Genomic DNA, 26,970 nt, shown 5'->3' with positions numbered 1-26,970 from the left:
GCGACAGGCTGATGGCTGGTGGCTCTTGCCACCGGCCTTTTTCCGTTACTGGCGGCCGACTCGGTCGGTGCCTTTGACGTGCTTCAACCACCCGATGCGGTGGCGCAAACCATGGGGTTTGCACGATTTTCTGGCTGCTCCCGTCGGGGAGGGGCCAAACAAGCAGGTGACCAAGCTGGGGAACGCTGATGGCTTACTCATATACTGAGAAAAAACGTATCCGCAAGGACTTTAGCAAGTTGCCGGACGTCATGGATGTGCCGTACCTCCTGGCCATCCAGCTGGATTCGTATCGTGAATTCTTGCAGGCGGGAGCGACTAAAGATCAGTTCCGCGACGTGGGCCTGCATGCGGCCTTCAAATCCGTTTTCCCGATCATCAGCTACTCCGGCAATGCTGCGCTGGAGTACGTCGGTTATCGCCTGGGCGAACCGGCATTTGATGTCAAAGAATGCGTATTGCGCGGTGTGACTTACGCCGTACCTTTGCGGGTAAAAGTGCGCCTGATCATTTTCGACAAAGAATCGTCGAACAAAGCGATCAAGGACATCAAAGAGCAAGAAGTCTACATGGGTGAAATCCCCCTGATGACCGAGAACGGTACCTTCGTTATCAACGGTACCGAGCGCGTGATCGTTTCCCAGCTGCACCGTTCCCCGGGCGTGTTCTTCGACCACGACCGCGGCAAGACGCACAGCTCCGGCAAACTGCTGTACTCCGCGCGGATCATTCCTTACCGCGGTTCGTGGTTGGACTTCGAGTTCGACCCGAAAGACTGCGTCTTCGTGCGTATCGACCGTCGTCGCAAGCTGCCGGCTTCCGTGCTGCTGCGCGCACTGGGCTACGCCACCGAAGAAGTGCTGGACGCGTTCTACACCACCAACGTTTTTCACGTGAAGGGCGAAACCCTGAGCCTGGAGCTGGTGCCTCAGCGTCTGCGCGGTGAAATCGCCGTCCTCGATATCCTCGATGACAAAGGCAAGGTGATTGTCGAGCAGGGTCGCCGTATTACCGCTCGCCACATCAACCAGCTGGAAAAAGCCGGGATCAAAGAGCTGGATGTGCCGCTGGACTACGTCCTGGGCCGCACCACCGCCAAGGTCATCGTGCACCCGGCTACCGGCGAAATCCTGGCCGAATGCAACACCGAGCTGAACACCGAGATCCTGGCGAAAATCGCCAAGGCCCAGGTCGTTCGCATCGAGACGCTGTACACCAACGACATCGACTGCGGTCCGTTCATCTCCGACACGCTGAAGATCGACTCCACCAGCAACCAACTGGAAGCGCTGGTCGAGATCTATCGCATGATGCGTCCTGGTGAGCCACCGACCAAGGATGCCGCCGAGACCCTGTTCAACAACCTGTTCTTCAGCCCTGAGCGCTATGACCTGTCTGCGGTCGGCCGGATGAAGTTCAACCGTCGTATCGGTCGTACCGAGATCGAAGGTTCGGGCGTACTGAACAAGGACGATATCGTCGCGGTCCTCAAGACCCTGGTCGACATCCGTAACGGCAAAGGCATCGTCGACGACATCGACCACCTGGGTAACCGTCGTGTTCGCTGCGTAGGCGAAATGGCCGAGAACCAGTTCCGTGTTGGCCTGGTACGCGTTGAGCGTGCGGTCAAGGAACGTCTGTCGATGGCTGAAAGCGAAGGCCTGATGCCGCAGGACCTCATCAACGCCAAGCCAGTGGCTGCGGCGGTGAAAGAGTTCTTCGGTTCCAGCCAGCTGTCGCAGTTCATGGACCAGAACAACCCGCTGTCCGAGATCACCCACAAGCGTCGTGTCTCCGCACTCGGCCCTGGTGGTCTGACCCGCGAACGCGCCGGCTTCGAAGTCCGTGACGTACACCCGACGCACTACGGTCGTGTTTGCCCGATCGAAACGCCGGAAGGTCCGAACATCGGTCTGATCAACTCCCTGGCCGCTTATGCGCGCACCAACCAGTACGGCTTCCTGGAAAGCCCGTACCGTGTGGTGAAAGACGCCTTGGTCACCGACGAGATTGTGTTCCTGTCCGCTATTGAAGAGGCCGATCACGTGATCGCCCAGGCTTCGGCGACCATGAACGAGCAGAAAGTGCTGATCGACGAGCTGGTAGCCGTACGTCACCTGAACGAGTTCACCGTCAAGGCGCCGGAAGACGTCACCCTGATGGACGTTTCGCCGAAGCAGGTTGTGTCGGTTGCAGCGTCGCTGATCCCGTTCCTCGAGCACGACGACGCCAACCGTGCGTTGATGGGTTCCAACATGCAGCGTCAGGCTGTACCGACCCTGCGTGCCGACAAGCCGCTGGTAGGTACCGGCATGGAGCGCAACGTTGCCCGTGACTCCGGCGTTTGCGTCGTGGCTCGTCGTGGTGGCGTGATCGACTCCGTCGATGCCAGCCGTATCGTGGTTCGTGTTGCCGATGACGAAGTTGAAACCGGCGAAGCCGGTGTCGACATCTACAACCTGACCAAGTACACCCGCTCGAACCAGAACACCTGCATCAACCAGCGTCCGCTGGTGCGTAAAGGTGATCGTGTTCAGCGTAGCGACATCATGGCCGACGGCCCGTCCACCGACATGGGTGAACTGGCTCTGGGTCAGAACATGCGCATCGCCTTCATGGCATGGAACGGCTTCAACTTCGAAGACTCCATCTGCCTGTCGGAACGCGTTGTTCAGGAAGACCGTTTCACCACGATCCACATCCAGGAACTGACCTGTGTGGCGCGTGACACCAAGCTTGGGCCAGAGGAAATCACTGCGGACATCCCGAACGTGGGTGAAGCCGCACTGAACAAGCTGGACGAAGCCGGTATCGTCTACGTCGGTGCCGAAGTCGGCCCGGGCGACATCCTGGTCGGCAAGGTCACTCCGAAAGGCGAGACCCAACTGACTCCGGAAGAAAAACTGCTGCGTGCGATCTTCGGTGAGAAGGCCAGCGACGTCAAAGACACCTCCCTGCGTGTACCAACCGGTACCAAGGGCACCGTCATCGACGTGCAGGTCTTCACCCGTGATGGCGTCGAGCGCGATACCCGTGCACTGTCCATCGAGAAGAGCCAGCTCGACGAGATCCGCAAGGACCTCAACGAAGAGTTCCGCATCGTTGAAGGCGCGACCTTCGAACGTCTGCGTTCCGCGCTGGTTGGCCACAAGGCCGAAGGCGGCGCTGGCCTGAAGAAAGGTCAGGAAATCACCGACGAAGTGCTCGACGGTCTGGAGCATGGGCAGTGGTTCAAACTGCGCATGGCTGAAGATGCGTTGAACGAGCAGCTCGAGAAGGCCCAGGCCTACATCGTTGATCGCCGCCGTCTGCTGGACGACAAGTTCGAAGACAAGAAGCGCAAGCTGCAGCAAGGCGATGACCTGGCTCCGGGCGTACTGAAGATCGTCAAGGTCTACCTGGCAATCCGTCGTCGCATCCAGCCGGGCGACAAGATGGCCGGTCGTCACGGTAACAAGGGTGTGGTCTCCGTGATCATGCCGGTTGAAGACATGCCGCACGATGCCCATGGCACCCCGGTCGACGTCGTCCTCAACCCGCTGGGCGTACCTTCGCGTATGAACGTTGGTCAGATCCTCGAAACCCACCTGGGCCTGGCGGCCAAAGGTCTGGGCGAGAAGATCAACCGCATGATCGAGGAGCAACGCAAGGTCGCTGACCTGCGCAAGTTCCTGCACGAGATCTACAACGAGATCGGCGGTCGTAACGAGGACCTGGACAGCTTCACCGACCAGGAAATCCTCGACTTGGCGCACAACCTCAAGGCTGGTGTGCCAATGGCCACCCCAGTATTCGACGGTGCCAAGGAAGTTGAAATCAAGGCCATGCTGAAACTGGCAGACCTGCCGGAAAGCGGCCAGATGCAACTGTTCGATGGTCGTACCGGCAACAAGTTCGAACGTCCGGTTACCGTTGGCTACATGTACATGCTGAAGCTGAACCACTTGGTAGACGACAAGATGCACGCTCGTTCTACCGGTTCGTACAGCCTGGTTACCCAGCAGCCGCTGGGTGGTAAGGCGCAGTTCGGTGGTCAGCGTTTCGGGGAGATGGAGGTCTGGGCACTGGAAGCATACGGTGCTGCATACACTCTGCAAGAAATGCTCACAGTGAAGTCGGACGATGTGAACGGTCGGACCAAGATGTACAAAAACATCGTGGACGGCGATCACCGTATGGAGCCGGGCATGCCCGAGTCCTTCAACGTGTTGATCAAGGAAATTCGTTCCCTCGGCATCGATATCGATCTGGAAACCGAATAACACGTGACGCGAATCGAGAGCGGGGCTGTATGGCCCGCTCTCTGCTCCGCCAGGAGGAAAGGCCTTGAAAGACCTACTGAATTTGCTGAAAAACCAGGGTCAAGTCGAAGAGTTCGACGCCATCCGTATTGGATTGGCCTCGCCTGAGATGATCCGTTCGTGGTCGTTCGGCGAAGTTAAAAAGCCGGAAACCATCAACTACCGTACGTTCAAACCTGAGCGTGACGGCCTGTTCTGCGCCAAGATCTTTGGCCCGGTCAAGGATTACGAGTGCCTGTGCGGTAAGTACAAGCGCTTGAAGCACCGTGGTGTGATCTGCGAGAAGTGCGGCGTTGAAGTCGCACTGGCCAAGGTTCGTCGTGAGCGCATGGCGCACATCGAGCTGGCTTCGCCGGTTGCCCACATCTGGTTCCTGAAGTCCCTGCCGTCGCGTATCGGCTTGCTGATGGACATGACCCTGCGTGATATCGAACGCGTTCTCTACTTCGAGAGCTACGTCGTTATCGACCCGGGCATGACCACCCTTGAAAAAGGCCAGCTGCTGAACGACGAGCAGTACTTCGAAGCCCTCGAAGAGTTCGGTGATGACTTCGACGCCCGCATGGGTGCTGAGGCCGTCCGCGAGCTGCTGCACGCGATCGACCTGGAACACGAGATTGGCCGTCTGCGCGAAGAAATTCCGCAAACCAACTCCGAAACCAAGATCAAGAAGCTGTCCAAGCGCCTGAAGTTGATGGAAGCCTTCCAGGGTTCCGGCAACCTGCCAGAGTGGATGGTGCTGACCGTTCTGCCGGTTCTGCCGCCAGACCTGCGTCCACTGGTTCCGCTTGATGGCGGTCGCTTCGCGACTTCCGACCTCAACGATCTGTATCGTCGAGTGATCAACCGTAACAACCGTTTGAAGCGCCTGCTGGACCTGTCCGCGCCTGACATCATCGTGCGCAACGAAAAGCGCATGCTGCAGGAAGCTGTGGATGCCCTGCTGGACAACGGTCGTCGCGGTCGCGCCATTACCGGTTCGAACAAGCGTCCTCTGAAATCCCTGGCTGACATGATCAAGGGTAAGCAAGGTCGTTTCCGTCAGAACTTGCTCGGTAAGCGTGTTGACTACTCGGGTCGTTCGGTAATTACCGTAGGTCCGACCCTGCGTCTGCACCAGTGCGGTCTGCCGAAGAAGATGGCCCTCGAGCTGTTCAAACCGTTCATTTTCGGCAAGCTGGAAATGCGTGGTCTCGCGACCACCATCAAAGCCGCCAAGAAAATGGTCGAGCGCGAACTGCCAGAGGTTTGGGACGTTCTCGCTGAAGTGATTCGCGAACACCCGGTCCTCCTCAACCGTGCACCGACCCTTCACCGTCTGGGTATCCAGGCGTTTGAACCGGTACTGATCGAAGGTAAGGCTATCCAGCTGCACCCGCTGGTCTGTGCTGCGTACAACGCCGACTTCGACGGCGACCAGATGGCCGTGCACGTACCGCTGACGCTGGAAGCCCAGCTCGAAGCGCGTGCGTTGATGATGTCGACCAACAACATCCTGTCGCCTGCCAACGGTGAGCCAATCATCGTTCCGTCGCAGGACGTTGTATTGGGTCTGTACTACATGACCCGTGAAGCGATCAACGCCAAGGGCGAAGGTCGTATCTTCGCGGACCTGCAGGAAGTCGACCGCGTATTCCGCGCCGGCGAAGCAGCCCTCCACGCCAAGATCAAGGTTCGTATCAACGAAACCGTCAATGATCGTGATGGTGGCAGCGTCAAGAACACCCGTATCGTCGACACCACTGTCGGCCGTGCGCTGTTGTTCCAGGTGGTTCCGGCCGGCCTGTCGTTCGACGTCGTCAACCTGCCGATGAAGAAGAAGGCGATCTCCAAACTGATCAACCAGTGCTACCGCGTGGTTGGTTTGAAAGAGACCGTGATCTTCGCTGACCAGTTGATGTACACCGGTTTTGCCTATTCGACCATTTCCGGCGTTTCCATCGGTGTTAACGACTTCGTTATCCCGGATGAAAAAGCCCGCATCATCGGTGCTGCCACCGACGAAGTGAAAGAGATCGAAAGTCAGTACGCCTCCGGCCTGGTTACCCAGGGCGAGAAGTACAACAAAGTGATCGACTTGTGGTCCAAGGCGAACGACGAAGTGTCCAAGGCGATGATGGCCAACCTCTCGAAAGAGAAGGTCATCGACCGTCATGGCGACGAAGTCGACCAGGAATCCTTCAACTCGATGTACATGATGGCCGACTCGGGTGCGCGGGGTTCCGCAGCCCAGATCCGTCAGCTGGCCGGTATGCGTGGTCTGATGGCCAAGCCGGACGGCTCGATCATCGAGACGCCGATCACCGCGAACTTCCGTGAAGGCCTGAGCGTACTCCAGTACTTCATCTCCACTCACGGTGCTCGTAAGGGTCTCGCGGATACCGCGTTGAAAACCGCGAACTCCGGTTACCTGACCCGTCGTCTGGTAGACGTGGCGCAGGATCTGGTGGTGACCGAAGTCGACTGTGGCACTGAGCAAGGCTTGCTCATGACGCCGCACATCGAAGGCGGTGACGTAGTAGAGCCGTTGGGTGAGCGCGTACTGGGTCGAGTGATCGCCCGTGACGTCTTCAAGCCGGGCACCGAGGAAATCATCGTTCCTGCCGGCACCCTGGTTGACGAGAAGTGGGTTGAATTCATCGAGCTGAATAGCATCGACGAAGTCATCGTGCGCTCGCCGATCAGCTGCGAAACCCGTTATGGCATCTGCGCCAAGTGCTACGGCCGTGACTTGGCTCGTGGTCACCAGGTGAACATCGGTGAAGCGGTCGGCGTTATCGCTGCCCAGTCCATCGGTGAGCCGGGTACCCAGCTGACCATGCGTACGTTCCACATCGGTGGTGCGGCAAGCCGGACCTCCGCAGCCGACAGCGTTCAGGTCAAGAATGGCGGTACCGTCCGTCTGCACAACCTGAAACACGTTGAGCGAGTGGATGGCCACCTGGTTGCAGTGTCCCGCTCCGGTGAGCTGGCGATTGCCGACGACTACGGTCGTGAGCGCGAGCGCTACAAGCTGCCGTACGGTGCGGTGATTTCGGTTAAAGAGGGTGACAAGGTCGACGCTGGCGCAATCGTGGCCAAGTGGGATCCGCACACTCACCCGATCGTTACCGAAATGAAAGGTACCGTGACCTACGTGGGCATGGAAGAAGGCATCACGATCAAGCGTCAGACTGACGAATTGACCGGTATGACCAACATTGAAGTCCTCGATGCCAAAGACCGTCCAGCAGCCGGCAAGGACATTCGTCCTGCGGTGAAGATGGTCGACGACAACGGCAAGGATCTGTTGCTGCCAGGCACTGACGTAATCGCTCAGTACTTCCTGCCAGCCAACGCCCTGGTCGGTGTGGCGGACGGTGCGAAAATCGCGATCGGTGACGTTATCGCGCGGATTCCGCAAGAAACTTCGAAAACTCGCGACATCACCGGTGGTCTGCCGCGTGTTGCCGACTTGTTCGAAGCCCGTCGTCCGAAAGAGGCCTCGATTCTGGCTGAAGTCAGCGGCACCATCGCGTTCGGTAAAGAGACCAAGGGCAAGCGCCGTCTGGTCATTACCCCGAACGACGGTAGCGATCCGTACGAGGAGCTGATTCCGAAGTGGCGTCACCTGAACGTCTTCGAAGGCGAACAAGTGAACCGCGGCGAAGTTATCTCCGACGGTCCAAGCGATCCACACGACATCCTGCGTCTGTTGGGTGTGAGTGCGCTGGCCAAGTACATCGTCAACGAGATCCAGGACGTTTACCGTCTGCAAGGCGTGAAGATCAACGACAAGCACATCGAGACCATCCTGCGTCAGATGCTGCGTAAAGTTGAAATCGCTGAATCCGGCGATTCCACCTTCATCAAGGGCGACCAGATGGAGCTGACTCACGTTCTGGTAGAGAACGAGCGTCTGGCGGGCGACGACAAGTTCGTTTCCAAGTTCACTCGCGTTCTGCTGGGTATCACCAAGGCGTCGTTGTCGACCGAATCGTTCATCTCGGCGGCCTCTTTCCAAGAGACCACCCGCGTACTGACCGAAGCGGCCGTTACCGGCAAGCGCGATTACCTGCGCGGCCTGAAAGAAAACGTGGTTGTGGGTCGTCTGATCCCGGCCGGTACCGGTCTGGCCTATCACAGCGAGCGCAAGCGTCGTCGTGAACTGGACAAGCCGTTGCGCGTAAGCGCCAGTGAAGTGGAAGCTGCACTGACCGAAGCGCTGAACTCTAGCGGTAACTGAGTTCTGCGGTAGTGAGATCAAGGCCCTGATAGCCTCCGCCAACGCCATCGCGACATTTTTTGTTGCGATGGTCGGTGTGAGGAGATCGGGGCCTTGTCTTGACTGGGGACAAGATCCTCTTTAGACTCTTGTACCCCTAAATTTGGCGGGAACTCGTTCCTGCCATTTTGCTTTTCTTGCAAGACAATAGCGTCGCAAGACAACAGTGGAGCTAGTAGATGGCAACTATCAACCAGCTGGTACGTCAGCCGCGTAAGCGTATCGTCGAGAAATCCGACGTACCTGCGCTGCAGAACTGCCCGCAACGTCGTGGCGTGTGCACCCGTGTGTACACCACCACGCCGAAAAAACCTAACTCGGCACTGCGTAAAGTATGCCGTGTGCGCCTGACCAACGGTTTCGAGGTTTCCTCGTACATCGGCGGTGAAGGCCACAACCTGCAAGAGCACAGCGTGGTCCTGATCCGTGGCGGTCGTGTAAAAGACTTGCCAGGTGTTCGTTACCACACCGTTCGCGGCTCCCTGGATACCTCCGGCGTCAAAGGTCGTAACCAAGGTCGTTCGAAATACGGTACCAAGCGTCCGAAGTAATCGGTCGTTTGCTGCAGTAACTGATTTTTATTTTTTTGAGTCGATAAGAGTAAGGTCGGGCGTACATCCACTGGGTGTCATGTTCCCGGGCTAACCTGAAGACCGTTTGAGGGCTTATCAATGCCAAGACGTCGTGTAGCAGCCAAGCGTGAGATTCTGGACGATCCGAAATACGGTAGCCAGATTCTCGCCAAATTCATGAACCACGTGATGGAAAGCGGCAAGAAAGCCGTGGCCGAACGTATCGTTTATGGTGCTCTGGAAAAAGTTAAAGAGCGCAAAAACGCTGACCCCCTGGAACTCTTCGAGAAAGCACTCGACGCCATCGCTCCGCTGGTCGAAGTGAAGTCGCGCCGTGTAGGCGGTGCTACTTACCAGGTTCCGGTCGAAGTTCGTCCGTCCCGTCGTAACGCTCTGGCAATGCGCTGGTTGGTAGACTTCGCCCGCAAGCGCGGCGAGAAGTCCATGGCTCTGCGTTTGGCTGGCGAACTGTTGGATGCCGCTGAAGGTAAAGGTGCTGCAGTTAAGAAGCGTGAAGACGTGCACCGTATGGCTGAAGCCAACAAGGCTTTCTCGCACTACCGCTTCTAATTTTAGCGTCACTCAATTTGCGAGGGCTTTATGGCTCGTACAACCGATATTAAACGCTACCGTAACATTGGTATCGTTGCTCACGTGGACGCGGGTAAAACCACGACCACCGAGCGCGTCCTGTTTTACACGGGCGTAAACCACAAAATGGGCGAGGTGCACGACGGCGCCGCGACCATGGACTGGATGGTGCAGGAGCAGGAGCGGGGTATTACCATTACCTCCGCTGCGACCACCGCATTCTGGGAAGGTTCTGCCAAGCAGTTTCCCAAGCACCGCTTCAACATCATCGATACCCCCGGCCACGTTGACTTCACCATTGAAGTAGAACGTTCGCTGCGCGTACTCGACGGTGCGGTCGTTGTGTTCTGCGGTACTTCCGGTGTCGAGCCTCAGTCTGAAACCGTATGGCGTCAAGCCAACAAGTACGGTGTTCCACGTCTCGTTTACGTGAACAAGATGGACCGTGCTGGTGCGAACTTCCTGCGTGTTGTTGCGCAGATCAAGCAGCGCCTGGGTCACACTCCAGTGCCTATCCAGTTGGCTATCGGTTCCGAAGACAACTTCCAGGGTCAGATCGATCTGATGTCCATGGAAGCCGTCTACTGGGACGACGCTGACAAAGGTATGGCTGCTCGTCGCGAAGCTATCCCTGCTGAACTGCAGGAGCTGGCCGAAGAGTGGCGCAGCAACATGGTCGAGGCAGCTGCCGAAGCCAACGAAGAGCTGATGAACAAGTACCTCGAGGGCGAAGAGCTCACCATCGAGGAAATCAAGGGCGCTCTGCGTCAGCGGACCATCGCTGGCGAAATCGTTCTGGCTGTTTGCGGTTCTTCCTTCAAGAACAAGGGCGTTCCCCTGGTTCTCGACGCTGTTATCGACTACCTGCCTGCACCTGTCGACATTCCTGCCATCAAGGGTTCCGATCCGGATGACGAGACTATCGCCATGGAGCGTCATGCAGACGACAGCGAACCGTTCTCCGCTCTGGCGTTCAAAATCGCCACTGACCCATTCGTGGGTACCCTGACCTTCGCTCGCGTTTACTCGGGCGTGTTGAGCTCCGGCGACGGCGTGATCAACTCGGTCAAGGGCAAGAAAGAGCGCGTGGGTCGTATGGTGCAGATGCATGCCAACACCCGTGAAGAGATCAAGGAAGTACGCGCTGGCGACATCGCGGCCCTGATCGGCATGAAGGACGTCACCACCGGTGACACCCTGTGCTCTGCTGACAAGCCAATCATCCTGGTTCGCATGGACTTCCCGGAGCCGGTTATTTCGGTTGCCGTTGAGCCAAAGACCAAGGATGACCAGGAAAAAATGGGTATCGCTCTGGGCAAACTTGCTCAGGAAGACCCGTCTTTCCGCGTCAAAACTGATGAAGAGACTGGTCAAACGATCATCTCCGGCATGGGCGAGCTGCACCTGGACATCCTGGTTGACCGGATGCGCCGTGAGTTCAACGTCGAAGCCAACATCGGTAAGCCTCAGGTTTCCTATCGTGAGAAGATCACGAAGAATTGCGAAATCGAAGGCAAGTTCGTTCGCCAGTCCGGCGGTCGTGGCCAGTTCGGTCACTGCTGGATTCGTTTTGCACCGGCTGACGAAGGTCAGGAAGGTCTGCAATTCGTGAACGAAGTAGTGGGTGGTGTGGTTCCTAAGGAATACATCCCGGCTATCCAGAAGGGTATCGAAGAGCAGATGAAGAACGGCGTTGTTGCCGGTTATCCGCTGATCGGCCTGAAGGCTACTGTGTTTGACGGTTCTTACCACGACGTCGACTCCAACGAGATGGCGTTCAAGGTGGCTGCTTCCATGGCGACCAAGCAACTCGCGTCCAAGGGCGGCGGTGTTGTACTTGAGCCGATCATGAAGGTAGAAGTTGTAACACCTGAGGACTACATGGGTGACGTGATGGGTGACCTGAACCGTCGTCGTGGTCTGATCCAGGGTATGGAAGATACGGTTTCCGGCAAGGTGATCCGCGCCGAGGTTCCGTTGGGCGAAATGTTCGGTTATGCGACCGATGTTCGTTCCATGTCCCAGGGTCGCGCGAGCTACTCTATGGAATTCTCCAAATACTCCGAAGCTCCGTCGAACATCGTCGAAGCTCTCGTTAAAAAACAAGGCTGATTCAGCCCTTTAGGCTAGGAGTTAATTGTCGTGGCTAAAGAAAAATTTGATCGTTCCCTCCCGCACGTCAACGTTGGCACCATCGGTCACGTCGACCACGGTAAAACCACGCTGACCGCTGCTCTGACTCGCGTTTGCTCCGAAGTTTTCGGTTCGGCTATCGTTGATTTCGATAAAATCGACAGCGCGCCAGAAGAAAAAGCTCGTGGTATCACCATCAACACCGCACACGTCGAGTACAACTCGAAGATTCGTCACTACGCTCACGTTGACTGCCCAGGTCACGCTGACTACGTGAAGAACATGATCACCGGTGCTGCCCAGATGGACGGCGCGATCCTGGTTTGTTCGGCCGCTGATGGTCCGATGCCACAAACCCGTGAGCACATCCTGCTGTCCCGTCAGGTAGGCGTTCCGTACATCGTGGTTTTCCTGAACAAGGCTGACCTGGTAGACGACGCTGAGCTGCTGGAACTGGTTGAGATGGAAGTGCGCGATCTGCTGAGCACTTACGACTTCCCAGGTGATGACACTCCAATCATCATCGGTTCCGCTCGTATGGCGCTGGAAGGCAAAGACGACAACGAAATGGGCACCACTGCCGTTCGTAAACTGGTTGAAACCCTGGACAGCTACATCCCAGAGCCAGTTCGTCTGACCGACAAGCCATTCCTGATGCCAATCGAAGACGTATTCTCGATCTCGGGTCGCGGTACTGTTGTGACTGGTCGTATCGAGCGCGGTATCGTTCGCGTTCAAGACCCACTGGAAATCGTTGGTCTGCGTGACACCACCGTCACCACCTGCACCGGTGTTGAAATGTTCCGTAAACTGCTCGACGAAGGTCGTGCGGGCGAGAACTGCGGCGTTCTGCTGCGTGGTACCAAGCGTGACGACGTTGAGCGTGGCCAGGTTCTGGTCAAGCCAGGTTCGGTCAAGCCGCACACCAAGTTCACCGCAGAAGTTTACGTTCTGAGCAAGGAAGAAGGCGGCCGTCATACTCCGTTCTTCAAAGGCTACCGTCCACAGTTCTACTTCCGTACTACTGACGTGACCGGTAACTGCGAGCTGCCAGAAGGCGTTGAAATGGTAATGCCAGGTGACAACATCCAGATGACTGTCACTCTGATCAAAACCATCGCGATGGAAGACGGTCTGCGTTTCGCTATCCGTGAAGGCGGTCGTACCGTCGGCGCTGGCGTCGTAGCCAAAATCATCGAGTAAGCTTTCTCATTGAGATAGCTTCGATGCTTTGAAAAAGCCCCCGCCTTGCGGGGGCTTTTTTATTAGGTTGACACCTATCTGGGGCGTCTATAGAATTGCGCCTCCTTTTAACGGGCGTATTGCGCTCGGTGGGAATAGCAGCCGGAGTCTGAAATCCAATGCAAAATCAGCAAATCCGTATCAGGTTGAAGGCTTTTGACCATCGCCTGATCGACCAATCCACCCAGGAAATCGTGGAAACCGCGAAACGTACTGGTGCTCAAGTGCGTGGTCCAATTCCACTGCCTACCCGTAAAGAGCGGTTCACCGTTCTGGTCTCCCCGCACGTCAACAAAGACGCGCGCGACCAGTACGAGATCCGTACTCATAAGCGTGTACTGGACATCGTCCAGCCAACGGATAAAACCGTTGATGCGCTGATGAAGCTTGATCTTGCGGCAGGTGTGGAAGTGCAGATCAGCCTCGGCTAAGACTCGGTCTTAGTCGTGTAACGCTCTGAAATGGGCGGCCATAGCGGGTGAAAGCCCCGTACACTCATGAGGTTTACAACATGACTATTGGTGTAGTCGGTCGTAAATGCGGTATGACCCGTATTTTCACCGAAGAAGGTGTCTCCATTCCGGTTACGGTCATTGAGATCGAGCCGAATCGCGTCACCCAGTTCAAAACTGAAGAAACCGATGGCTATCGTGCAGTGCAAGTCACTGTCGGCGAGCGTCGTGCTTCGCGTGTTACAGCTGCTCAAGCTGGCCACTTCGCTAAAGCGAACGTTGCCGCTGGTCGTACCGTAATGGAGTTCCGTCTTGAAGACGGCGACTACCAGGCCGGCGATCTGATCAACGCTGAAATCTTCGCCGCTGGTCAACTGGTTGATGTAACCGGTCAGTCCAAGGGTAAAGGCTTCCAGGGTACGATCAAGCGTTGGAACTTCCGCGGGCAAGATAATACCCACGGTAACTCCGTGTCCCACCGCGTTCCAGGCTCTATCGGCCAGTGCCAGACTCCTGGTCGTGTATTCAAGGGCAAGAAAATGTCCGGTCATATGGGCGCTGAGCGCGTGACCGTGCAGTCCCTCGAAGTAGTGCGCGTGGACGCTGAACGCAATCTGTTGTTGGTCAAGGGCGCTGTTCCTGGCGCTACTGGCGGCAACCTGGTTGTACGTCCAGCAGCCAAGGCTCGCGGTTAAGGGGAAGCTGACATGCAATTAAATGTAAATGACGCTCAGGCAATCGAAGTTTCCGAACTGACATTTGGCGGCGAATTCAACGAGACGCTGGTTCACCAAGCAGTCGTGGCCTACATGGCTGGCGGCCGTCAGGGTAGCAAGCAGCAAAAGACCCGTTCCGACGTTTCCGGTGGCGGTAAGCGCCCATGGCGTCAGAAAGGTACTGGCCGTGCTCGTGCCGGTACCATCCGTAGCCCAATCTGGCGTGGCGGCGGTACCACTTTCGCAGCTCGTCCTCAGGATCACTCCCAGAAGCTGAACAAGAAGATGTATCGCGCAGCAATGCGTTCCATCCTTGCTGAGCTGGTGCGTACTGATCGTCTGGTCGTGGTTCAGGATTTCGCTGTTGAAACGCCGAAAACCAAAGACCTGCTGAACAAACTGACTGGCATGAGTCTGACCGACGTTCTGATCGTGTCCGACGCTGTTGATCAGAACCTGTACCTGGCTGCTCGTAACCTGCCACACGTTGATGTCCGTGACGTACAGGGTTCCGATCCAGTTAGTCTGATCGCATACGACAAGGTGTTGATCACCGTGTCGGCCGTGAAGAAATTCGAGGAGCTGCTGGGATGAACCAGGAACGCGTATTTAAAGTTCTGCTTGGCCCGCACGTTTCCGAGAAGGCTACGGTCCTGGCAGACAAGAAAGGTCAGTTCGTTTTCAAGGTTGCGACTGACGCAACCAAGCTGGAAATCAAGAAGGCCGTCGAAAGCCTGTTCAGCGTGAAAGTAGAGCGTGTGACTACCCTGAATGTCCTGGGTAAAAGCAAACGCACTGCTCGCGGTCTGGGCAAGCGTAATGACTGGAAGAAGGCAGTTATCTCCCTTCAGCCAGGCCAAGATCTCGATTTCAGCAGCAGTGCTGAGTAAGGAAGGGGTGCATCATGGCAATCGTTAAATGCAAACCGACTTCCCCTGGCCGCCGTTTTGTGGTCAAGGTGGTCAACAAGGAGCTGCATAAAGGCGCTCCTCACGCACCGCTGCTCGAGAAAAAATCGAAGACTGGTGGTCGTAACAACAATGGCCGTATTACCACTCGTCACATCGGTGGTGGTCATAAGCAGCATTATCGTCTGGTCGATTTCCGTCGCAACGACAAAGATGGCATCTCTGCCACTGTCGAGCGTATCGAATACGATCCAAACCGTACTGCTCACATCGCTCTGCTGCTGTACGCAGACGGCGAGCGTCGCTACATCATCGCGCCTAAAGGCGTGAGTGCTGGCGACCAGCTGATCGCAGGCGCTCTGGCTCCAATCAAGCCGGGTAACGCTCTGCAACTGCGCAACATCCCAGTGGGTTCCACCGTACACGGCATCGAATTGAAGCCAGGTAAAGGTGCACAGATCGCTCGTTCCGCTGGTGCTTCGGCTCAGCTGATCGCTCGTGAAGGTGTCTACGTGACCCTGCGTCTGCGCTCCGGTGAAATGCGTAAAGTGCTGTCGGAATGCCGTGCAACGCTGGGCGAAGTCTCGAACTCCGAGCACAGCCTGCGTTCCCTGGGTAAAGCCGGTGCCAAACGCTGGCGTGGCGTTCGCCCAACCGTTCGTGGTGTTGCCATGAACCCGGTTGACCACCCACATGGTGGTGGTGAAGGTCGTACCTCTGGTGGTCGTCATCCGGTATCGCCGTGGGGCTTCCCGACTAAGGGCGCGAAGACTCGTGGTAATAAGCGTACCGACAAAATGATCGTCCGTCGTCGCAAGTAAATAGAGGGATACGACAGTGCCACGTTCTCTGAAAAAAGGTCCTTTTATCGATCTTCACCTACTGAAGAAGATCGAAGTGGCGGCGGAAAAGAACGATCGCAAACCAGTTAAGACCTGGTCGCGCCGTTCCATGATCCTGCCACAAATGGTCGGTTTGACCATCGCTGTGCATAACGGTCGTCAACACGTCCCCGTTCTCGTGAACGAAGACATGGTCGGCCACAAACTGGGCGAGTTTGCCGGTACCCGCACATATCGTGGGCACGTGGCTGACAAGAAAGCCAAGCGTTAAGGGGTTAGGAAATGGAAGTAGCCGCTAAGTTGTCGGGCGCTCGAATCTCCGCCCAGAAAGCCCGCTTGGTCGCCGACCAGATCCGCGGGAAGAAGGTGGGCGAAGCGCTCAACTTGTTGGCTTTCAGCAGTAAGAAAGCCGCCGAGATCATGAAGAAAGTGCTGGAGTCGGCCGTAGCCAACGCCGAGCATAACGAAGGCGCAGACGTTGATGACCTGAAGGTCAGCACCGTTTTCGTCAACGAAGGGCGTTCGCTGAAGCGCATCATGCCACGTGCCAAAGGCCGGGCTGATCGCATCGTCAAGCGGTCTTGCCATATCACTGTCAAGGTTGCTGACAAGTAACGGAGTCGAAGAGATGGGTCAGAAAGTACATCCCATTGGCATTCGCCTGGGAATCGTCAAGGAGCACACCTCCGTCTGGTACGCAGACGGTCGGACTTATGCGGACTATTTGCTCGCAGATCTGAAAGTGCGTGAGTACCTCCAAGACAAACTAAAAAGCGCGTCCGTAAGCCGTATCGATATCCATCGTCCGGCCCAAACTGCACGCATCACCATCCACACCGCTCGTCCAGGTATCGTTATCGGGAAGAAAGGTGAGGATGTTGAGAAACTGCGTCAGGACCTGACCAAGCAAATGGGTGTGCCTGTGCACATCAATATCGAAGAGATCCGCAAGCCGGAGCTCGACGGTATGCTGGTTGCCCAGAGCGTAGCTCAGCAGCTGGAGCGTCGTGTGATGTTCCGTCGCGCCATGAAGCGCGCCGTACAGAACGCCATGCGCATTGGTGCCAAAGGCATCAAAATCCAAGTGAGCGGTCGTCTCGGCGGTGCTGAAATCGCACGTACTGAATGGTATCGCGAAGGTCGTGTGCCACTGCACACCCTGCGTGCCGACATCGACTATGCCAACTACGAAGCTCACACCACTTACGGTGTGATCGGTGTAAAGGTTTGGATCTTCAAAGGCGAAGTAATTGGTGGTCGCCAAGAAGAACTGAAACCACAAGCACCAGCGCCTCGTAAAAAAGCTGCTAAGTAAGGGGTACGCCAAATGTTGCAACCAAAGCGTACGAAGTTCCGCAAGCAGATGACAGGCCACAACCGTGGTCTGGCTCAGCGCGGTAGCAAAGTCAGCTTCGGCGAGTTCGCGCTGAAGTCTGTTGCTCGTGGTCGTCTCACCGCTCGTCAGATCGAGTCAGCGCGTCGTGCTCTGACCCGTCACGTAAAACGTGGCGGCAAGATCTGGATCCGTGTGTTCCCGGACAAGCCTATCTCCAAAAAGCCCCTCGAAGTTCGGATGGGTAAAGGTAAGGGTAACGTGGAGTACTGGGTTGCCCAGATTCAGCCAGGCAAAGTCCTGTATGAAATCGAGGGTGTTACTGAAGAGCTGGCGCGTGAGGCTTTTGCCCTGGCTGCTGCAAAGCTGCCGCTCGCCACCGCTTTTGTTAAACGGACGGTGATGTGATGAAAGCGAATGAACTTCGTGAAAAATCAGCACAGCAGCTGAACGAGCAACTGCTCGGCCTGCTGCGCGACCAGTTCAATCTGCGTATGCAGAAAGCAACTGGCCAGTTGGGGCAGTCTCACCTGCTCTCGCAAGTTAAGCGCGACATCGCTCGTGTGAAGACTGTGCTCAACCAGCAGGCAGGTAAGTAATCATGGCTGAAGCCGAAAAGACCGTCCGTACGCTGACTGGCCGTGTTGTCAGCGACAAAATGGACAAGACCATCACCGTTCTGATCGAGCGTCGCGTCAAGCACCCGATCTACGGTAAATACGTTAAGCGTTCGACTAAGCTGCACGCGCACGACGAAACCAACCAGTGCCACATTGGCGACAAGGTCACGATTCGTGAAACTCGTCCGATGGCCAAGACCAAGTCTTGGGCGCTGGTTGATGTTCTCGAACGCGCTGTGGAAGTCTAAGGGCTAGGGGTCGGAGAAATTATATGATTCAGACTCAATCCATGCTCGATGTGGCCGATAACAGCGGCGCTCGCCGCGTTATGTGCATCAAGGTGCTGGGTGGCTCGCATCGTCGTTACGCTGGTATCGGTGACATCATCAAAGTAACCGTCAAGGAAGCAATTCCGCGCGGTAAAGTGAAGAAAGGCCAAGTGATGACTGCTGTCGTAGTCCGCACTCGCCATGGCGTTCGTCGTGCTGACGGCTCCATTATCCGCTTTGATGGCAACGCTGCTGTTCTGTTGAACAACAAGCAAGAGCCGATCGGCACCCGTATCTTTGGGCCAGTGACCCGTGAACTTCGTAATGAGAAGTTCATGAAGATCGTCTCGCTCGCCCCAGAAGTGCTGTAAGGAGATCCGACATGCAAAAGATTCGTCGTGACGACGAGATCATCGTGATCGCCGGCAAAGACAAAGGTAAGCGCGGTAAGGTGCTTAAGGTTCTCGCTGATGACCGTCTGGTCGTCGGTGGTCTGAACTTGGTCAAGCGTCATACCAAGCCTAACCCGATGTCGGGCGTACAGGGCGGTATCGTCGAAAAAGAAGCGCCACTGCACGCTTCCAACGTCGCCATTTTCAACGGCGAAACCAACAAGGCTGACCGCGTTGGTTTCAAAGTAGAAGACGGCAAAAAAATTCGTGTCTTCAAGTCGACCCAAAAAGCGGTTGATGCTTGAACACTGCTAGGTAGAAGACCATGGCACGACTGAAAGAGATTTACCGGAAGGAAATCGCTCCGAAGCTTAAGGAAGAACTTAAGCTGGCGAACGTGATGGAAGTTCCGCGCATTACCAAGATCACCCTGAACATGGGTCTGGGCGAAGCGATCGGTGACAAGAAAGTCATCGAGCACGCTGTGGCTGACCTGGAGAAGATCACCGGCCAGAAAGTCGTTGTGACTCACGCTCGCAAATCCATCGCTGGCTTCAAAGTCCGCGAAGGTTGGCCGATCGGTGTCAAAGTGACCCTGCGTCGCGATCGTATGTATGAGTTCCTGGATCGTCTGCTGTCGATCTCCCTGCCTCGGGTTCGCGACTTCCGCGGCCTGAATGCCAAGTCCTTCGACGGTCGTGGCAACTACAGCATGGGCGTGAAAGAGCAGATCATTTTCCCGGAAATCGATTACGACAAGATCGATGCTCTGCGCGGTCTGGACATTACCCTGACCACCACTGCCAAGAACGATGATGAAGGTCGCGCATTGCTGCGTGCTTTCAAATTCCCGTTCCGCAACTGATTGGAGTAGGAAAATGGCCAAGAAGAGCATGAAAAACCGTGAGCTGAAGCGTCAGCTCACCGTTGCCAAGTACGCCACCAAGCGTGCAGCACTGAAAGCTATCATCGTCGATCTGAACGCAAGTCCAGAAGCACGTTGGGAAGCTTCGGTAGCCCTGCAGAAGCAGCCACGTGACGCAAGCGCCTCGCGCATGCGTAACCGCTGCCGCATCACGGGTCGTCCGCACGGCGTTTACCGCAAGTTCGGCCTCGGCCGTAACAAGCTGCGTGAAGCGGCCATGCGTGGTGACGTACCAGGTCTGGTTAAAGCCAGCTGGTAAGCCACACCGCCCAAGTCACGGTGGTCGGTCTCGCAAGAACCGACCACCGGTGACCTTGAGTTTGAATCAAGCCCCTTTTGGGGCTTGATTCATTTCTGGGGTGTGTCTAGAATGACCGGCTCGCCTGAGCCTGCACTTTTTACGTGTGGAGATACTCGGCGACAGTTGTAGCCGCAAGGCTAATTCTTTTTGTATCAGGAGCGTCTAGCCCATGAGTATGCAGGACCCGTTAGCGGACATGCTAACTCGAATCCGTAATGCCCAGATGGCTGAAAAGTCCGTCGTAAGCATGCCGTCTTCCACGTTGAAGGTGGCTGTAGCAAAAGTCCTGAAGGACGAAGGTTACATCGCGGGTTATCAGATCAGCAGCGAAACCAAGCCGTTGCTATCCATCGAGCTGAAATACTTCGAAGGCCGTCCGGTCATCGAGGAAGTGAAGCGCGTTAGCCGTCCAGGCCTGCGTCAGTACAAGTCCGTTGAGGATCTGCCGAAAGTTCGTGGCGGTCTCGGCGTGTCTATCGTCTCCACCAACAAAGGTGTGATGACGGATCGTGCTGCGCGCGCTGCCGGTGTCGGCGGCGAAGTTCTTTGCACTGTGTTCTAAGGGGGGATAAGCATGTCTCGCGTCGCTAAGAACCCCGTTAAGCTGCCAGCCGGTGTCGAAGTCAAATTCGCAGGCCAACAGCTTTCGGTGAAGGGTGCCAAGGGTACTCTTGAACTGAACATCCATTCGTCCGTTGAGATCGTTGAAGAAGCTGGTGAGCTGCGTTTCGCTGCTCGCAATGGCGATCAACAAACTCGCGCAATGGCCGGTACCACGCGTGCGTTGGTAAACAACATGGTCCAAGGCGTAAGCCAAGGCTTCGAGCGTAAGCTCCAGCTGGTCGGTGTTGGTTACAAAGCGCAAGCAAAAGGCACGGTTTTGAACCTGGCCCTTGGCTTCTCGCACCCAGTGGATTACGAACTGCCGGAAGGCATCACCGCTGAGACCCCTAGCCAAACCGATATCCTGATCAAGGGCATCGATAAGCAGCTGGTAGGTCAGGTGGCCGCTGAGATCCGCGACTTCCGTCCACCAGAGCCGTACAAAGGCAAAGGTGTGCGCTACGCGGACGAAGTCGTCCGTCGTAAAGAAGCCAAGAAGAAGTAGGGCATAGCAAATGACCGACAAAAAAGTTACTCGACTGCGTCGCGCTCGCAAAGCACGCCTGAAAATGCACGAACTCGAAGTCGTGCGTCTCTGCGTGTTCCGCTCTTCGCAGCACATCTACGCCCAGGTCATTTCGGCCGACGGCAACAAAGTCCTGGCAAGTGCCTCGACTTTGGACAAAGAACTGCGTGATGGTGCCACTGGCAACATCGACGCGGCCACTAAGGTTGGCCAGCTGGTCGCTACGCGTGCTAAAGCCGCTGGCGTCTCGCAGGTGGCTTTCGACCGCTCTGGCTTCAAGTACCACGGCCGCGTCAAGGCGCTGGCTGATGCTGCTCGTGAAGCTGGGCTGGAGTTCTAAGTTATGTCAAATAACGACCAAAAGCGCGACGAAGGCTACATCGAGAAGCTGGTTCAAGTTAACCGCGTAGCCAAAACCGTTAAAGGCGGCCGTATCTTCACCTTCACCGCGTTGACCGTGGTAGGTGATGGCAAGGGCCGTGTAGGCTTCGGCCGTGGCAAGTCACGTGAAGTGCCTGCCGCGATCCAGAAGGCTATGGAAGCTGCTCGCCGCAACATGATCCAGGTTGATCTGAACGGCACCACCCTGCAGTACGCCATGAAGTCCGCCCACGGCGCTTCGAAGGTTTACATGCAGCCTGCTTCTGAAGGTACCGGTATCATCGCTGGCGGCGCTATGCGTGCTGTCCTCGAAGTCGCTGGTGTGCAGAACGTTCTGGCCAAGTGCTACGGCTCGACTAACCCGGTAAACGTGGTTCACGCCACTTTCAAAGGTTTGAAAGCGATGCAGTCCCCTGAGTCCATTGCTGCCAAGCGCGGCAAAACTGCAGCGGAGATCCGTTGATCATGGCAACTGTAAAAGTAACGCTGATCAAAAGCATGACCGGCCGCATCCCTAACCACAGACTGTGCGTTAAGGGTCTGGGTCTGCGTCGCATCGGTCACACTGTAGAAGTCCTGGATACTCCCGAGAATCGCGGGATGATCAACAAGGCTTACTACATGCTGCGTGTAGAGGGTTAATCGATGAAACTCAATGATCTGAGTCCAGCGCCGGGTTCCCGTCGCGAAAAGCATCGTCCGGGCCGTGGTATCGGTAGCGGTTTGGGTAAGACCGGTGGCCGTGGCCACAAAGGTCAGACCTCCCGCTCCGGTGGCACCATTGCTCCAGGCTTTGAAGGCGGCCAACAGCCGCTGCATCGTCGCCTGCCGAAGTTCGGTTTCGTTTCCCTGAAAGCCATGGACCGCGCAGAAGTGCGTCTGTCCGAGCTGGCCAAAGTGGACGGCGACATCGTCACCGTGCAGTCCCTGAAAGATGCCAACGTGATCAACCAGAACGTACAGCGTGTGAAAATCATGCTGTCGGGCGAAGTGACTCGCGCAGTAACTATCAAGGGCATCGCCGCCACCAAAGGTGCGCGTGCGGCTATCGAAGCAGCTGGCGGCAAGTTCGAGGAATAAATGGCTAAGCAAGGTGCTCTCTCAGCGCTCAGCAAAGGCGGGTTATCCGAGCTCTGGGCTCGACTGCGTTTTCTATTCCTGGCGATTATCGTCTACCGGATAGGCGCGCACATCCCAGTTCCTGGTATCAACCCGGACCGGCTGGCGGACCTGTTTCGACAGAATGAGGGGACCATTCTTAGCTTGTTCAACATGTTTTCCGGCGGCGCGCTGGAGCGGATGAGCATCTTTGCACTGGGGATCATGCCGTACATTTCGGCATCGATCATCATGCAGTTGATGAGCGCCGTCAGCCCGCAGCTGGAGCAGTTGAAGAAGGAAGGTGAGGCTGGTCGTCGTAAGATCAGCCAATACACCCGCTATGGCACCGTCGTCCTGGCATTGGTTCAAGCCATTGGCATGTCCATTGGCCTGGCTAACCAGGGCGTCTCGTTTAGTGCTGGCTTCAGCTTCCATTTCGTTGCGGTGTCCACTTTTGTGGCCGGCGCGATGTTCATGATGTGGTTGGGCGAGCAGATTACCGAGCGCGGTGTTGGTAACGGTATCTCGATGTTGATTTTTTCGGGTATCGTCGCCGGTCTTCCGAGAGCAATCGGGCAGTCTTTCGAGTCTGCACGTCAGGGCGATATCAACATCTTCGCTTTGGTTGCCATCGGTTTGCTGGCAGTAGCGATCATCGGTTTCGTGGTGTTCATTGAGCGTGGCCAGCGTCGTATTGCTGTTCACTACGCCAAGCGTCAGCAGGGCCGCAAGGTCTTTGCTGCGCAGACCAGCCACCTGCCGCTGAAGGTGAATATGGCCGGTGTTATTCCTGCTATCTTCGCGAGCAGCATCTTGCTGTTCCCGGCTTCGCTGGGTGCCTGGTTCGGTCAGTCTGAAGGTATGGGCTGGTTGCAGGACATCTCGCAGTCGATCGCTCCTGGTCAGCCGTTGAATATTCTGCTGTTTAGTGCAGGGATTATTTTCTTCTGCTTCTTCTATACGGCGTTGATGTTCAATCCGAAAGACGTAGCGGAAAACCTGAAGAAGTCCGGTGCCTTTATTCCGGGTATCCGTCCAGGCGAGCAGTCGGCGCGCTACATTGATGGCGTTCTGACCCGTTTGACCATGTTCGGTGCTCTTTATATGACGGCCGTGTGCCTGCTTCCCCAGTTCCTGGTGGTTGCGGCAAACGTTCCGTTCTACCTTGGCGGGACCTCGTTGCTGATCGTGGTCGTGGTTGTGATGGACTTCATGTCCCAAGTACAATCGCACCTCGTTTCGCACCAGTACGAATCCCTGATGAAGAAAGCCAACCTGAAGGGTTACGGCAGCGGCATGCTGCGCTGACCCATAAGGTTCGAGGAGTTGGTGATGAAAGTTCGTGCATCGGTGAAAAAGCTGTGCCGTAACTGCAAGATTATTCGCCGCGAAGGTGTGGTTCGAGTAATTTGCAGCGCGGAACCGCGTCACAAACAGCGCCAAGGCTGAGTGTGATCTGCTAAAAGCCCAGCAGCTAGTGCGCTGCTGGGTTGATTATTTGTTATTACAGCGATATTATCTCGCGCCCTATTTCTTGGCTTCCGGGGCGTAGGTAGCTGTCAATTGGAGTCCCACTGAATGGCCCGTATTGCAGGCGTTAACATTCCAGATAACAAGCACACTGTTATCTCGCTGACCTACATCTATGGTGTTGGTCGCACTACTGCACAGAAAATTTGTGCAGTGACTGGGGTCAACCCAGCCGCAAAGATCAAGGATCTGAGCGACGAGCAGATTGAACAGCTGCGTGGCGAAGTGGCGAAGTTCACCACTGAAGGTGACCTGCGTCGCGAAATCAACATGAAAATCAAACGCTTGATGGACTTGGGCTGCTACCGCGGTCTGCGCCATCGTCGTGGTCTGCCAGTACGCGGTCAGCGTACCAAGACCAACGCGCGTACTCGCAAAGGTCCGCGTAAGCCGATCCGCAAGTAATCGCACCAGCGAATCGACAGGAATCTAGTCATGGCAAAACCTGCTGCTCGTCCTCGTAAGAAAATTAAAAAGACAGTGGTTGATGGCATCGCCCACATCCACGCGTCTTTCAACAACACCATCGTGACCATTACCGACCGTCAAGGTAACGCTCTTTCTTGGGCTACCTCCGGTGGTTCGGGTTTCCGCGGTTCCCGCAAGTCCACCCCGTTCGCTGCTCAAGTAGCTGCTGAACGTGCTGGTCAAGCTGCGCTGGAATACGGCCTGAAAAACCTCGACGTTAACGTCAAAGGTCCAGGTCCAGGTCGTGAGTCCGCTGTCCGTGCATTGAACGGCTGTGGCTATAAGATCGCCAGCATCACCGACGTGACGCCAATCCCGCACAACGGGTGCCGTCCGCCGAAGAAGCGCCGCGTGTAATCCAGGAGATTGTAAAGAATGGCTCGTTACATTGGTCCAAAATGCAAACTGGCTCGTCGCGAAGGCACCGATCTCTTCCTGAAGAGCGGCGTGCGCGCTATCGAATCCAAGTGCAACATCGAAGCAGCACCTGGTATCCACGGCCAACGCCGCGGTCGCCAGTCCGACTACGGCACCCAACTGCGTGAAAAGCAGAAGGTCCGTCGTATTTATGGCGTTCTTGAGCGTCAGTTCAGCGGCTACTACAAAGAAGCTGCCGGCCGTAAAGGCGCAACCGGTGAAAACCTGCTGCAACTGCTCGAATGCCGTCTGGACAACGTTGTATACCGTATGGGTTTTGGCTCGACTCGTGCCGAATCCCGTCAACTGGTATCGCACAAGTCGATCAGCGTTAACGGCAAAACCGTCAACGTCCCGTCCTACCAGGTTCGTGCTGGTGACGTGGTAGCTATTCGTGAGAAAGCTAAGAATCAACTGCGCATTGTCCAGGCTCTCGATCTGTGTGCCCAGCGTGGCCGCGTAGAATGGGTAGAAGTGGACACTGAGAAGAAGTCGGGCGTTTTCAAGAACGTGCCTGCTCGCAGTGACCTCTCCGCCGACATCAACGAAAGCCTGATTGTCGAGCTCTACTCCAAGTAAGGGCTAGAAAATAGGTGCATCCATGCAGATTTCGGTAAATGAGTTCCTGACACCCCGTCACATTGACGTGCAGGTTGTCAGTCCAACCCGCGCTAAGATCACCCTCGAGCCTCTCGAGCGTGGTTTTGGCCACACCCTGGGCAACGCGCTGCGCCGCATCCTGTTGTCCTCAATGCCAGGCTGTGCAGTAGTCGAGGCCGAGATTGACGGTGTGCTCCACGAGTACAGCGCCATCGAAGGTGTACAGGAAGACGTCATTGAAATCCTGTTGAACCTTAAAGGTCTGGCTATCAAGCTGCACGGCCGTGACGAAGTTACGCTGACCTTGTCGAAGAAGGGTTCGGGGGTGGTTACCGCTGCCGATATTCAGCTGGATCATGATGTCGAGATCGTTAATCCCGATCACGTAATCGCCAACCTGGCGTCTAACGGCGCCTTGAACATGAAGCTCACCGTAGCTCGTGGTCGTGGTTATGAACCAGCAGACTCGCGTCAGAGCGATGAAGACGAAAGCCGCAGCATCGGTCGCTTGCAGCTCGACTCTTCGTTCAGCCCGGTTCGCCGTATCGCTTACGTGGTGGAAAACGCCCGTGTCGAGCAGCGTACCAACCTGGACAAACTGGTTATTGATCTGGAAACCAACGGTACCCTGGATCCTGAAGAGGCTATCCGCCGCGCTGCAACCATCCTGCAACAGCAGTTGGCTGCGTTCGTCGACCTCAAAGGTGACAGTGAGCCAGTGGTTATCGAGCAAGAAGACGAGATCGATCCGATCCTGCTTCGCCCGGTTGACGATCTGGAACTGACTGTACGTTCGGCCAACTGCCTTAAGGCGGAAAACATCTACTACATCGGCGACCTGATTCAGCGTACCGAAGTAGAGCTGTTGAAGACTCCGAACCTGGGCAAGAAATCCTTGACTGAAATCAAGGACGTTCTGGCCTCCCGCGGTCTGTCCCTCGGCATGCGCCTCGACAACTGGCCGCCTGCAAGTCTTAAGAAGGACGACAAGGCGACTGCCTGATCGTCGTAATCACCGAACGTAGTGTTTGGTAAGGAATGAACCATGCGTCATCGTAAAAGTGGTCGTCACCTGAGCCGCACCAGCTCGCACCGCAAGGCCATGTTTCAAAACATGGCGGTGTCGCTGTTCGAGCACGAGCTGATCAAAACGACTCTGCCAAAAGCCAAAGAACTGCGTCGCGTTGCTGAGCCGCTGATCACTCTGGCTAAAGTAGATAGCCTGGCTAACCGCCGTTTGGCTTTCGACCGTACTCGTTCGAAAGCTATCGTTGGTAAGCTCTTCAACGACCTGGGCAAGCGTTACGCTACCCGTGAGGGTGGCTACCTGCGCATCCTCAAGTGCGGTTTCCGCACTGGCGACAACGCGCCTATGGCGTACGTCGAGTTGGTTGATCGTGCTACTGCCGGCGAAGCTGTATCTGCCGAGTAAGACGTCAGTCTGAAACGAAAAACCGGGCCTAGTCAGACTGTGTGAAAACGC

Annotated in this window: 34 protein-coding genes; all 34 read left to right on the top strand. The window is 56.2% G+C overall.

Going from position 1 to position 26,970, the window contains the following annotated elements; genetic code table 11:
- Positions 1-188: 188 nt before the first annotated feature.
- The 34 genes from rpoB (at position 189) to rplQ (ending at position 26,919) form a co-directional block, all read left to right on the top strand.
- Entirely contained in the window at positions 189-4,262 is a 4,074-nt protein-coding gene (gene rpoB, locus HX830_RS28625) for a DNA-directed RNA polymerase subunit beta (RefSeq protein WP_100944350.1), read from the top strand.
- 64 nt (positions 4,263-4,326) lie between these two features.
- Positions 4,327-8,526, top strand: a complete 4,200-nt coding sequence (gene rpoC, locus HX830_RS28620) for a DNA-directed RNA polymerase subunit beta' (RefSeq protein ID WP_100944351.1) — start codon at positions 4,327-4,329, stop codon at positions 8,524-8,526.
- A 218-nt stretch (positions 8,527-8,744) separates the two neighbouring features.
- Positions 8,745-9,116, top strand: coding sequence for a 30S ribosomal protein S12 (gene rpsL, locus HX830_RS28615; protein ID WP_003186084.1), 372 nt, complete (start codon positions 8,745-8,747; stop codon positions 9,114-9,116).
- A gap of 120 nt (positions 9,117-9,236) precedes the next feature.
- On the top strand, positions 9,237-9,707 hold the full coding sequence (gene rpsG, locus HX830_RS28610) for a 30S ribosomal protein S7 (protein ID WP_103495381.1): 471 nt from the start codon (positions 9,237-9,239) through the stop codon (positions 9,705-9,707).
- A 30-nt stretch (positions 9,708-9,737) separates the two neighbouring features.
- On the top strand, positions 9,738-11,840 hold the full coding sequence (gene fusA, locus HX830_RS28605; RefSeq protein ID WP_152742393.1) for an elongation factor G: 2,103 nt from the start codon (positions 9,738-9,740) through the stop codon (positions 11,838-11,840).
- 30 nt (positions 11,841-11,870) lie between these two features.
- A complete protein-coding gene (gene tuf, locus HX830_RS28600) occupies positions 11,871-13,064 on the top strand; it encodes an elongation factor Tu (RefSeq protein ID WP_027924378.1) in 1,194 nt (397 codons plus the stop codon).
- A 158-nt stretch (positions 13,065-13,222) separates the two neighbouring features.
- Positions 13,223-13,534: a 30S ribosomal protein S10 gene (gene rpsJ / locus HX830_RS28595; RefSeq protein WP_003186070.1), complete on the top strand. Its 312-nt coding sequence runs from the start codon at positions 13,223-13,225 to the stop codon at positions 13,532-13,534.
- Positions 13,535-13,614: 80 nt separating this feature from the next.
- A complete protein-coding gene (rplC, locus tag HX830_RS28590; RefSeq protein ID WP_003194649.1) occupies positions 13,615-14,250 on the top strand; it encodes a 50S ribosomal protein L3 in 636 nt (211 codons plus the stop codon).
- A gap of 12 nt (positions 14,251-14,262) precedes the next feature.
- Positions 14,263-14,865, top strand: coding sequence for a 50S ribosomal protein L4 (gene rplD / locus HX830_RS28585; RefSeq protein WP_121135086.1), 603 nt, complete (start codon positions 14,263-14,265; stop codon positions 14,863-14,865).
- Complete coding sequence (gene rplW / locus HX830_RS28580; protein ID WP_002555488.1) at positions 14,862-15,161, top strand: 50S ribosomal protein L23; 300 nt, start codon at positions 14,862-14,864, stop codon at positions 15,159-15,161. Before rplD ends, rplW begins: the two co-directional genes overlap by 4 nt.
- A gap of 14 nt (positions 15,162-15,175) precedes the next feature.
- The gene (rplB, locus tag HX830_RS28575; RefSeq protein WP_103495383.1) at positions 15,176-16,000 is read left to right on the top strand and encodes a 50S ribosomal protein L2; all 825 of its coding nucleotides are present in this window, start codon (positions 15,176-15,178) and stop codon (positions 15,998-16,000) included.
- Positions 16,001-16,016: 16 nt separating this feature from the next.
- Positions 16,017-16,292, top strand: a complete 276-nt coding sequence (gene rpsS / locus HX830_RS28570) for a 30S ribosomal protein S19 (protein WP_002555486.1) — start codon at positions 16,017-16,019, stop codon at positions 16,290-16,292.
- Positions 16,293-16,303: 11 nt separating this feature from the next.
- On the top strand, positions 16,304-16,636 hold the full coding sequence (gene rplV / locus HX830_RS28565; RefSeq protein WP_003103908.1) for a 50S ribosomal protein L22: 333 nt from the start codon (positions 16,304-16,306) through the stop codon (positions 16,634-16,636).
- Between the two features lie 13 nt (positions 16,637-16,649).
- Positions 16,650-17,336 carry a 30S ribosomal protein S3 gene (gene rpsC / locus HX830_RS28560; RefSeq protein WP_008065719.1) on the top strand — a complete coding sequence of 229 codons (687 nt, stop codon included), beginning with the start codon at positions 16,650-16,652 and terminating at the stop codon, positions 17,334-17,336.
- A gap of 12 nt (positions 17,337-17,348) precedes the next feature.
- Complete coding sequence (gene rplP, locus HX830_RS28555; RefSeq protein ID WP_003232424.1) at positions 17,349-17,762, top strand: 50S ribosomal protein L16; 414 nt, start codon at positions 17,349-17,351, stop codon at positions 17,760-17,762.
- Positions 17,762-17,953 (top strand): 50S ribosomal protein L29, encoded by a 192-nt coding sequence (rpmC, locus tag HX830_RS28550; RefSeq protein ID WP_002555481.1) that lies wholly within the window; start codon positions 17,762-17,764, stop codon positions 17,951-17,953. The genes rplP and rpmC overlap by 1 nt, the downstream gene beginning before the upstream one ends.
- Positions 17,954-17,955: 2 nt before the next feature.
- Entirely contained in the window at positions 17,956-18,222 is a 267-nt protein-coding gene (gene rpsQ, locus HX830_RS28545) for a 30S ribosomal protein S17 (protein ID WP_003194644.1), read from the top strand.
- 23 nt (positions 18,223-18,245) lie between these two features.
- Complete coding sequence (rplN, locus tag HX830_RS28540; RefSeq protein WP_011063774.1) at positions 18,246-18,614, top strand: 50S ribosomal protein L14; 369 nt, start codon at positions 18,246-18,248, stop codon at positions 18,612-18,614.
- Between the two features lie 11 nt (positions 18,615-18,625).
- Positions 18,626-18,940, top strand: coding sequence for a 50S ribosomal protein L24 (gene rplX / locus HX830_RS28535; RefSeq protein WP_007896770.1), 315 nt, complete (start codon positions 18,626-18,628; stop codon positions 18,938-18,940).
- A gap of 20 nt (positions 18,941-18,960) precedes the next feature.
- Positions 18,961-19,500: a 50S ribosomal protein L5 gene (gene rplE, locus HX830_RS28530; protein ID WP_040071276.1), complete on the top strand. Its 540-nt coding sequence runs from the start codon at positions 18,961-18,963 to the stop codon at positions 19,498-19,500.
- 13 nt (positions 19,501-19,513) lie between these two features.
- Entirely contained in the window at positions 19,514-19,819 is a 306-nt protein-coding gene (rpsN, locus tag HX830_RS28525; RefSeq protein ID WP_100944356.1) for a 30S ribosomal protein S14, read from the top strand.
- A gap of 211 nt (positions 19,820-20,030) precedes the next feature.
- Entirely contained in the window at positions 20,031-20,423 is a 393-nt protein-coding gene (rpsH, locus tag HX830_RS28520) for a 30S ribosomal protein S8 (protein ID WP_003228724.1), read from the top strand.
- Positions 20,424-20,435: 12 nt separating this feature from the next.
- Entirely contained in the window at positions 20,436-20,969 is a 534-nt protein-coding gene (rplF, locus tag HX830_RS28515; RefSeq protein WP_003176412.1) for a 50S ribosomal protein L6, read from the top strand.
- Between the two features lie 10 nt (positions 20,970-20,979).
- Complete coding sequence (gene rplR, locus HX830_RS28510) at positions 20,980-21,330, top strand: 50S ribosomal protein L18 (RefSeq protein ID WP_003186037.1); 351 nt, start codon at positions 20,980-20,982, stop codon at positions 21,328-21,330.
- 3 nt (positions 21,331-21,333) lie between these two features.
- Entirely contained in the window at positions 21,334-21,834 is a 501-nt protein-coding gene (rpsE, locus tag HX830_RS28505; RefSeq protein ID WP_100944357.1) for a 30S ribosomal protein S5, read from the top strand.
- Between the two features lie 2 nt (positions 21,835-21,836).
- On the top strand, positions 21,837-22,013 hold the full coding sequence (gene rpmD, locus HX830_RS28500; RefSeq protein ID WP_010438202.1) for a 50S ribosomal protein L30: 177 nt from the start codon (positions 21,837-21,839) through the stop codon (positions 22,011-22,013).
- A gap of 3 nt (positions 22,014-22,016) precedes the next feature.
- Entirely contained in the window at positions 22,017-22,451 is a 435-nt protein-coding gene (gene rplO / locus HX830_RS28495; RefSeq protein ID WP_103495384.1) for a 50S ribosomal protein L15, read from the top strand.
- Positions 22,452-23,780 (top strand): preprotein translocase subunit SecY, encoded by a 1,329-nt coding sequence (gene secY, locus HX830_RS28490; RefSeq protein ID WP_100944359.1) that lies wholly within the window; start codon positions 22,452-22,454, stop codon positions 23,778-23,780.
- Between the two features lie 24 nt (positions 23,781-23,804).
- Positions 23,805-23,921 (top strand): 50S ribosomal protein L36, encoded by a 117-nt coding sequence (rpmJ, locus tag HX830_RS28485; RefSeq protein ID WP_002555468.1) that lies wholly within the window; start codon positions 23,805-23,807, stop codon positions 23,919-23,921.
- 129 nt (positions 23,922-24,050) lie between these two features.
- On the top strand, positions 24,051-24,407 hold the full coding sequence (rpsM, locus tag HX830_RS28480; protein WP_003186020.1) for a 30S ribosomal protein S13: 357 nt from the start codon (positions 24,051-24,053) through the stop codon (positions 24,405-24,407).
- A gap of 30 nt (positions 24,408-24,437) precedes the next feature.
- On the top strand, positions 24,438-24,827 hold the full coding sequence (rpsK, locus tag HX830_RS28475) for a 30S ribosomal protein S11 (RefSeq protein WP_007924177.1): 390 nt from the start codon (positions 24,438-24,440) through the stop codon (positions 24,825-24,827).
- Between the two features lie 18 nt (positions 24,828-24,845).
- Positions 24,846-25,466 (top strand): 30S ribosomal protein S4, encoded by a 621-nt coding sequence (gene rpsD / locus HX830_RS28470; protein WP_017123253.1) that lies wholly within the window; start codon positions 24,846-24,848, stop codon positions 25,464-25,466.
- A 22-nt stretch (positions 25,467-25,488) separates the two neighbouring features.
- Positions 25,489-26,490 (top strand): DNA-directed RNA polymerase subunit alpha, encoded by a 1,002-nt coding sequence (locus HX830_RS28465; protein WP_003176403.1) that lies wholly within the window; start codon positions 25,489-25,491, stop codon positions 26,488-26,490.
- 42 nt (positions 26,491-26,532) lie between these two features.
- Positions 26,533-26,919: a 50S ribosomal protein L17 gene (gene rplQ, locus HX830_RS28460; protein WP_100944360.1), complete on the top strand. Its 387-nt coding sequence runs from the start codon at positions 26,533-26,535 to the stop codon at positions 26,917-26,919.
- The last annotated feature ends 51 nt before the right edge of the window (positions 26,920-26,970 follow it).

Source organism: Pseudomonas gingeri, assembly GCF_013385425.1.
Classification (GTDB): domain Bacteria; phylum Pseudomonadota; class Gammaproteobacteria; order Pseudomonadales; family Pseudomonadaceae; genus Aquipseudomonas; species Aquipseudomonas gingeri_D.
Note: the sequence above shows the minus strand (reverse complement) of the source record. Positions and strands in the feature narration are given on the sequence as shown.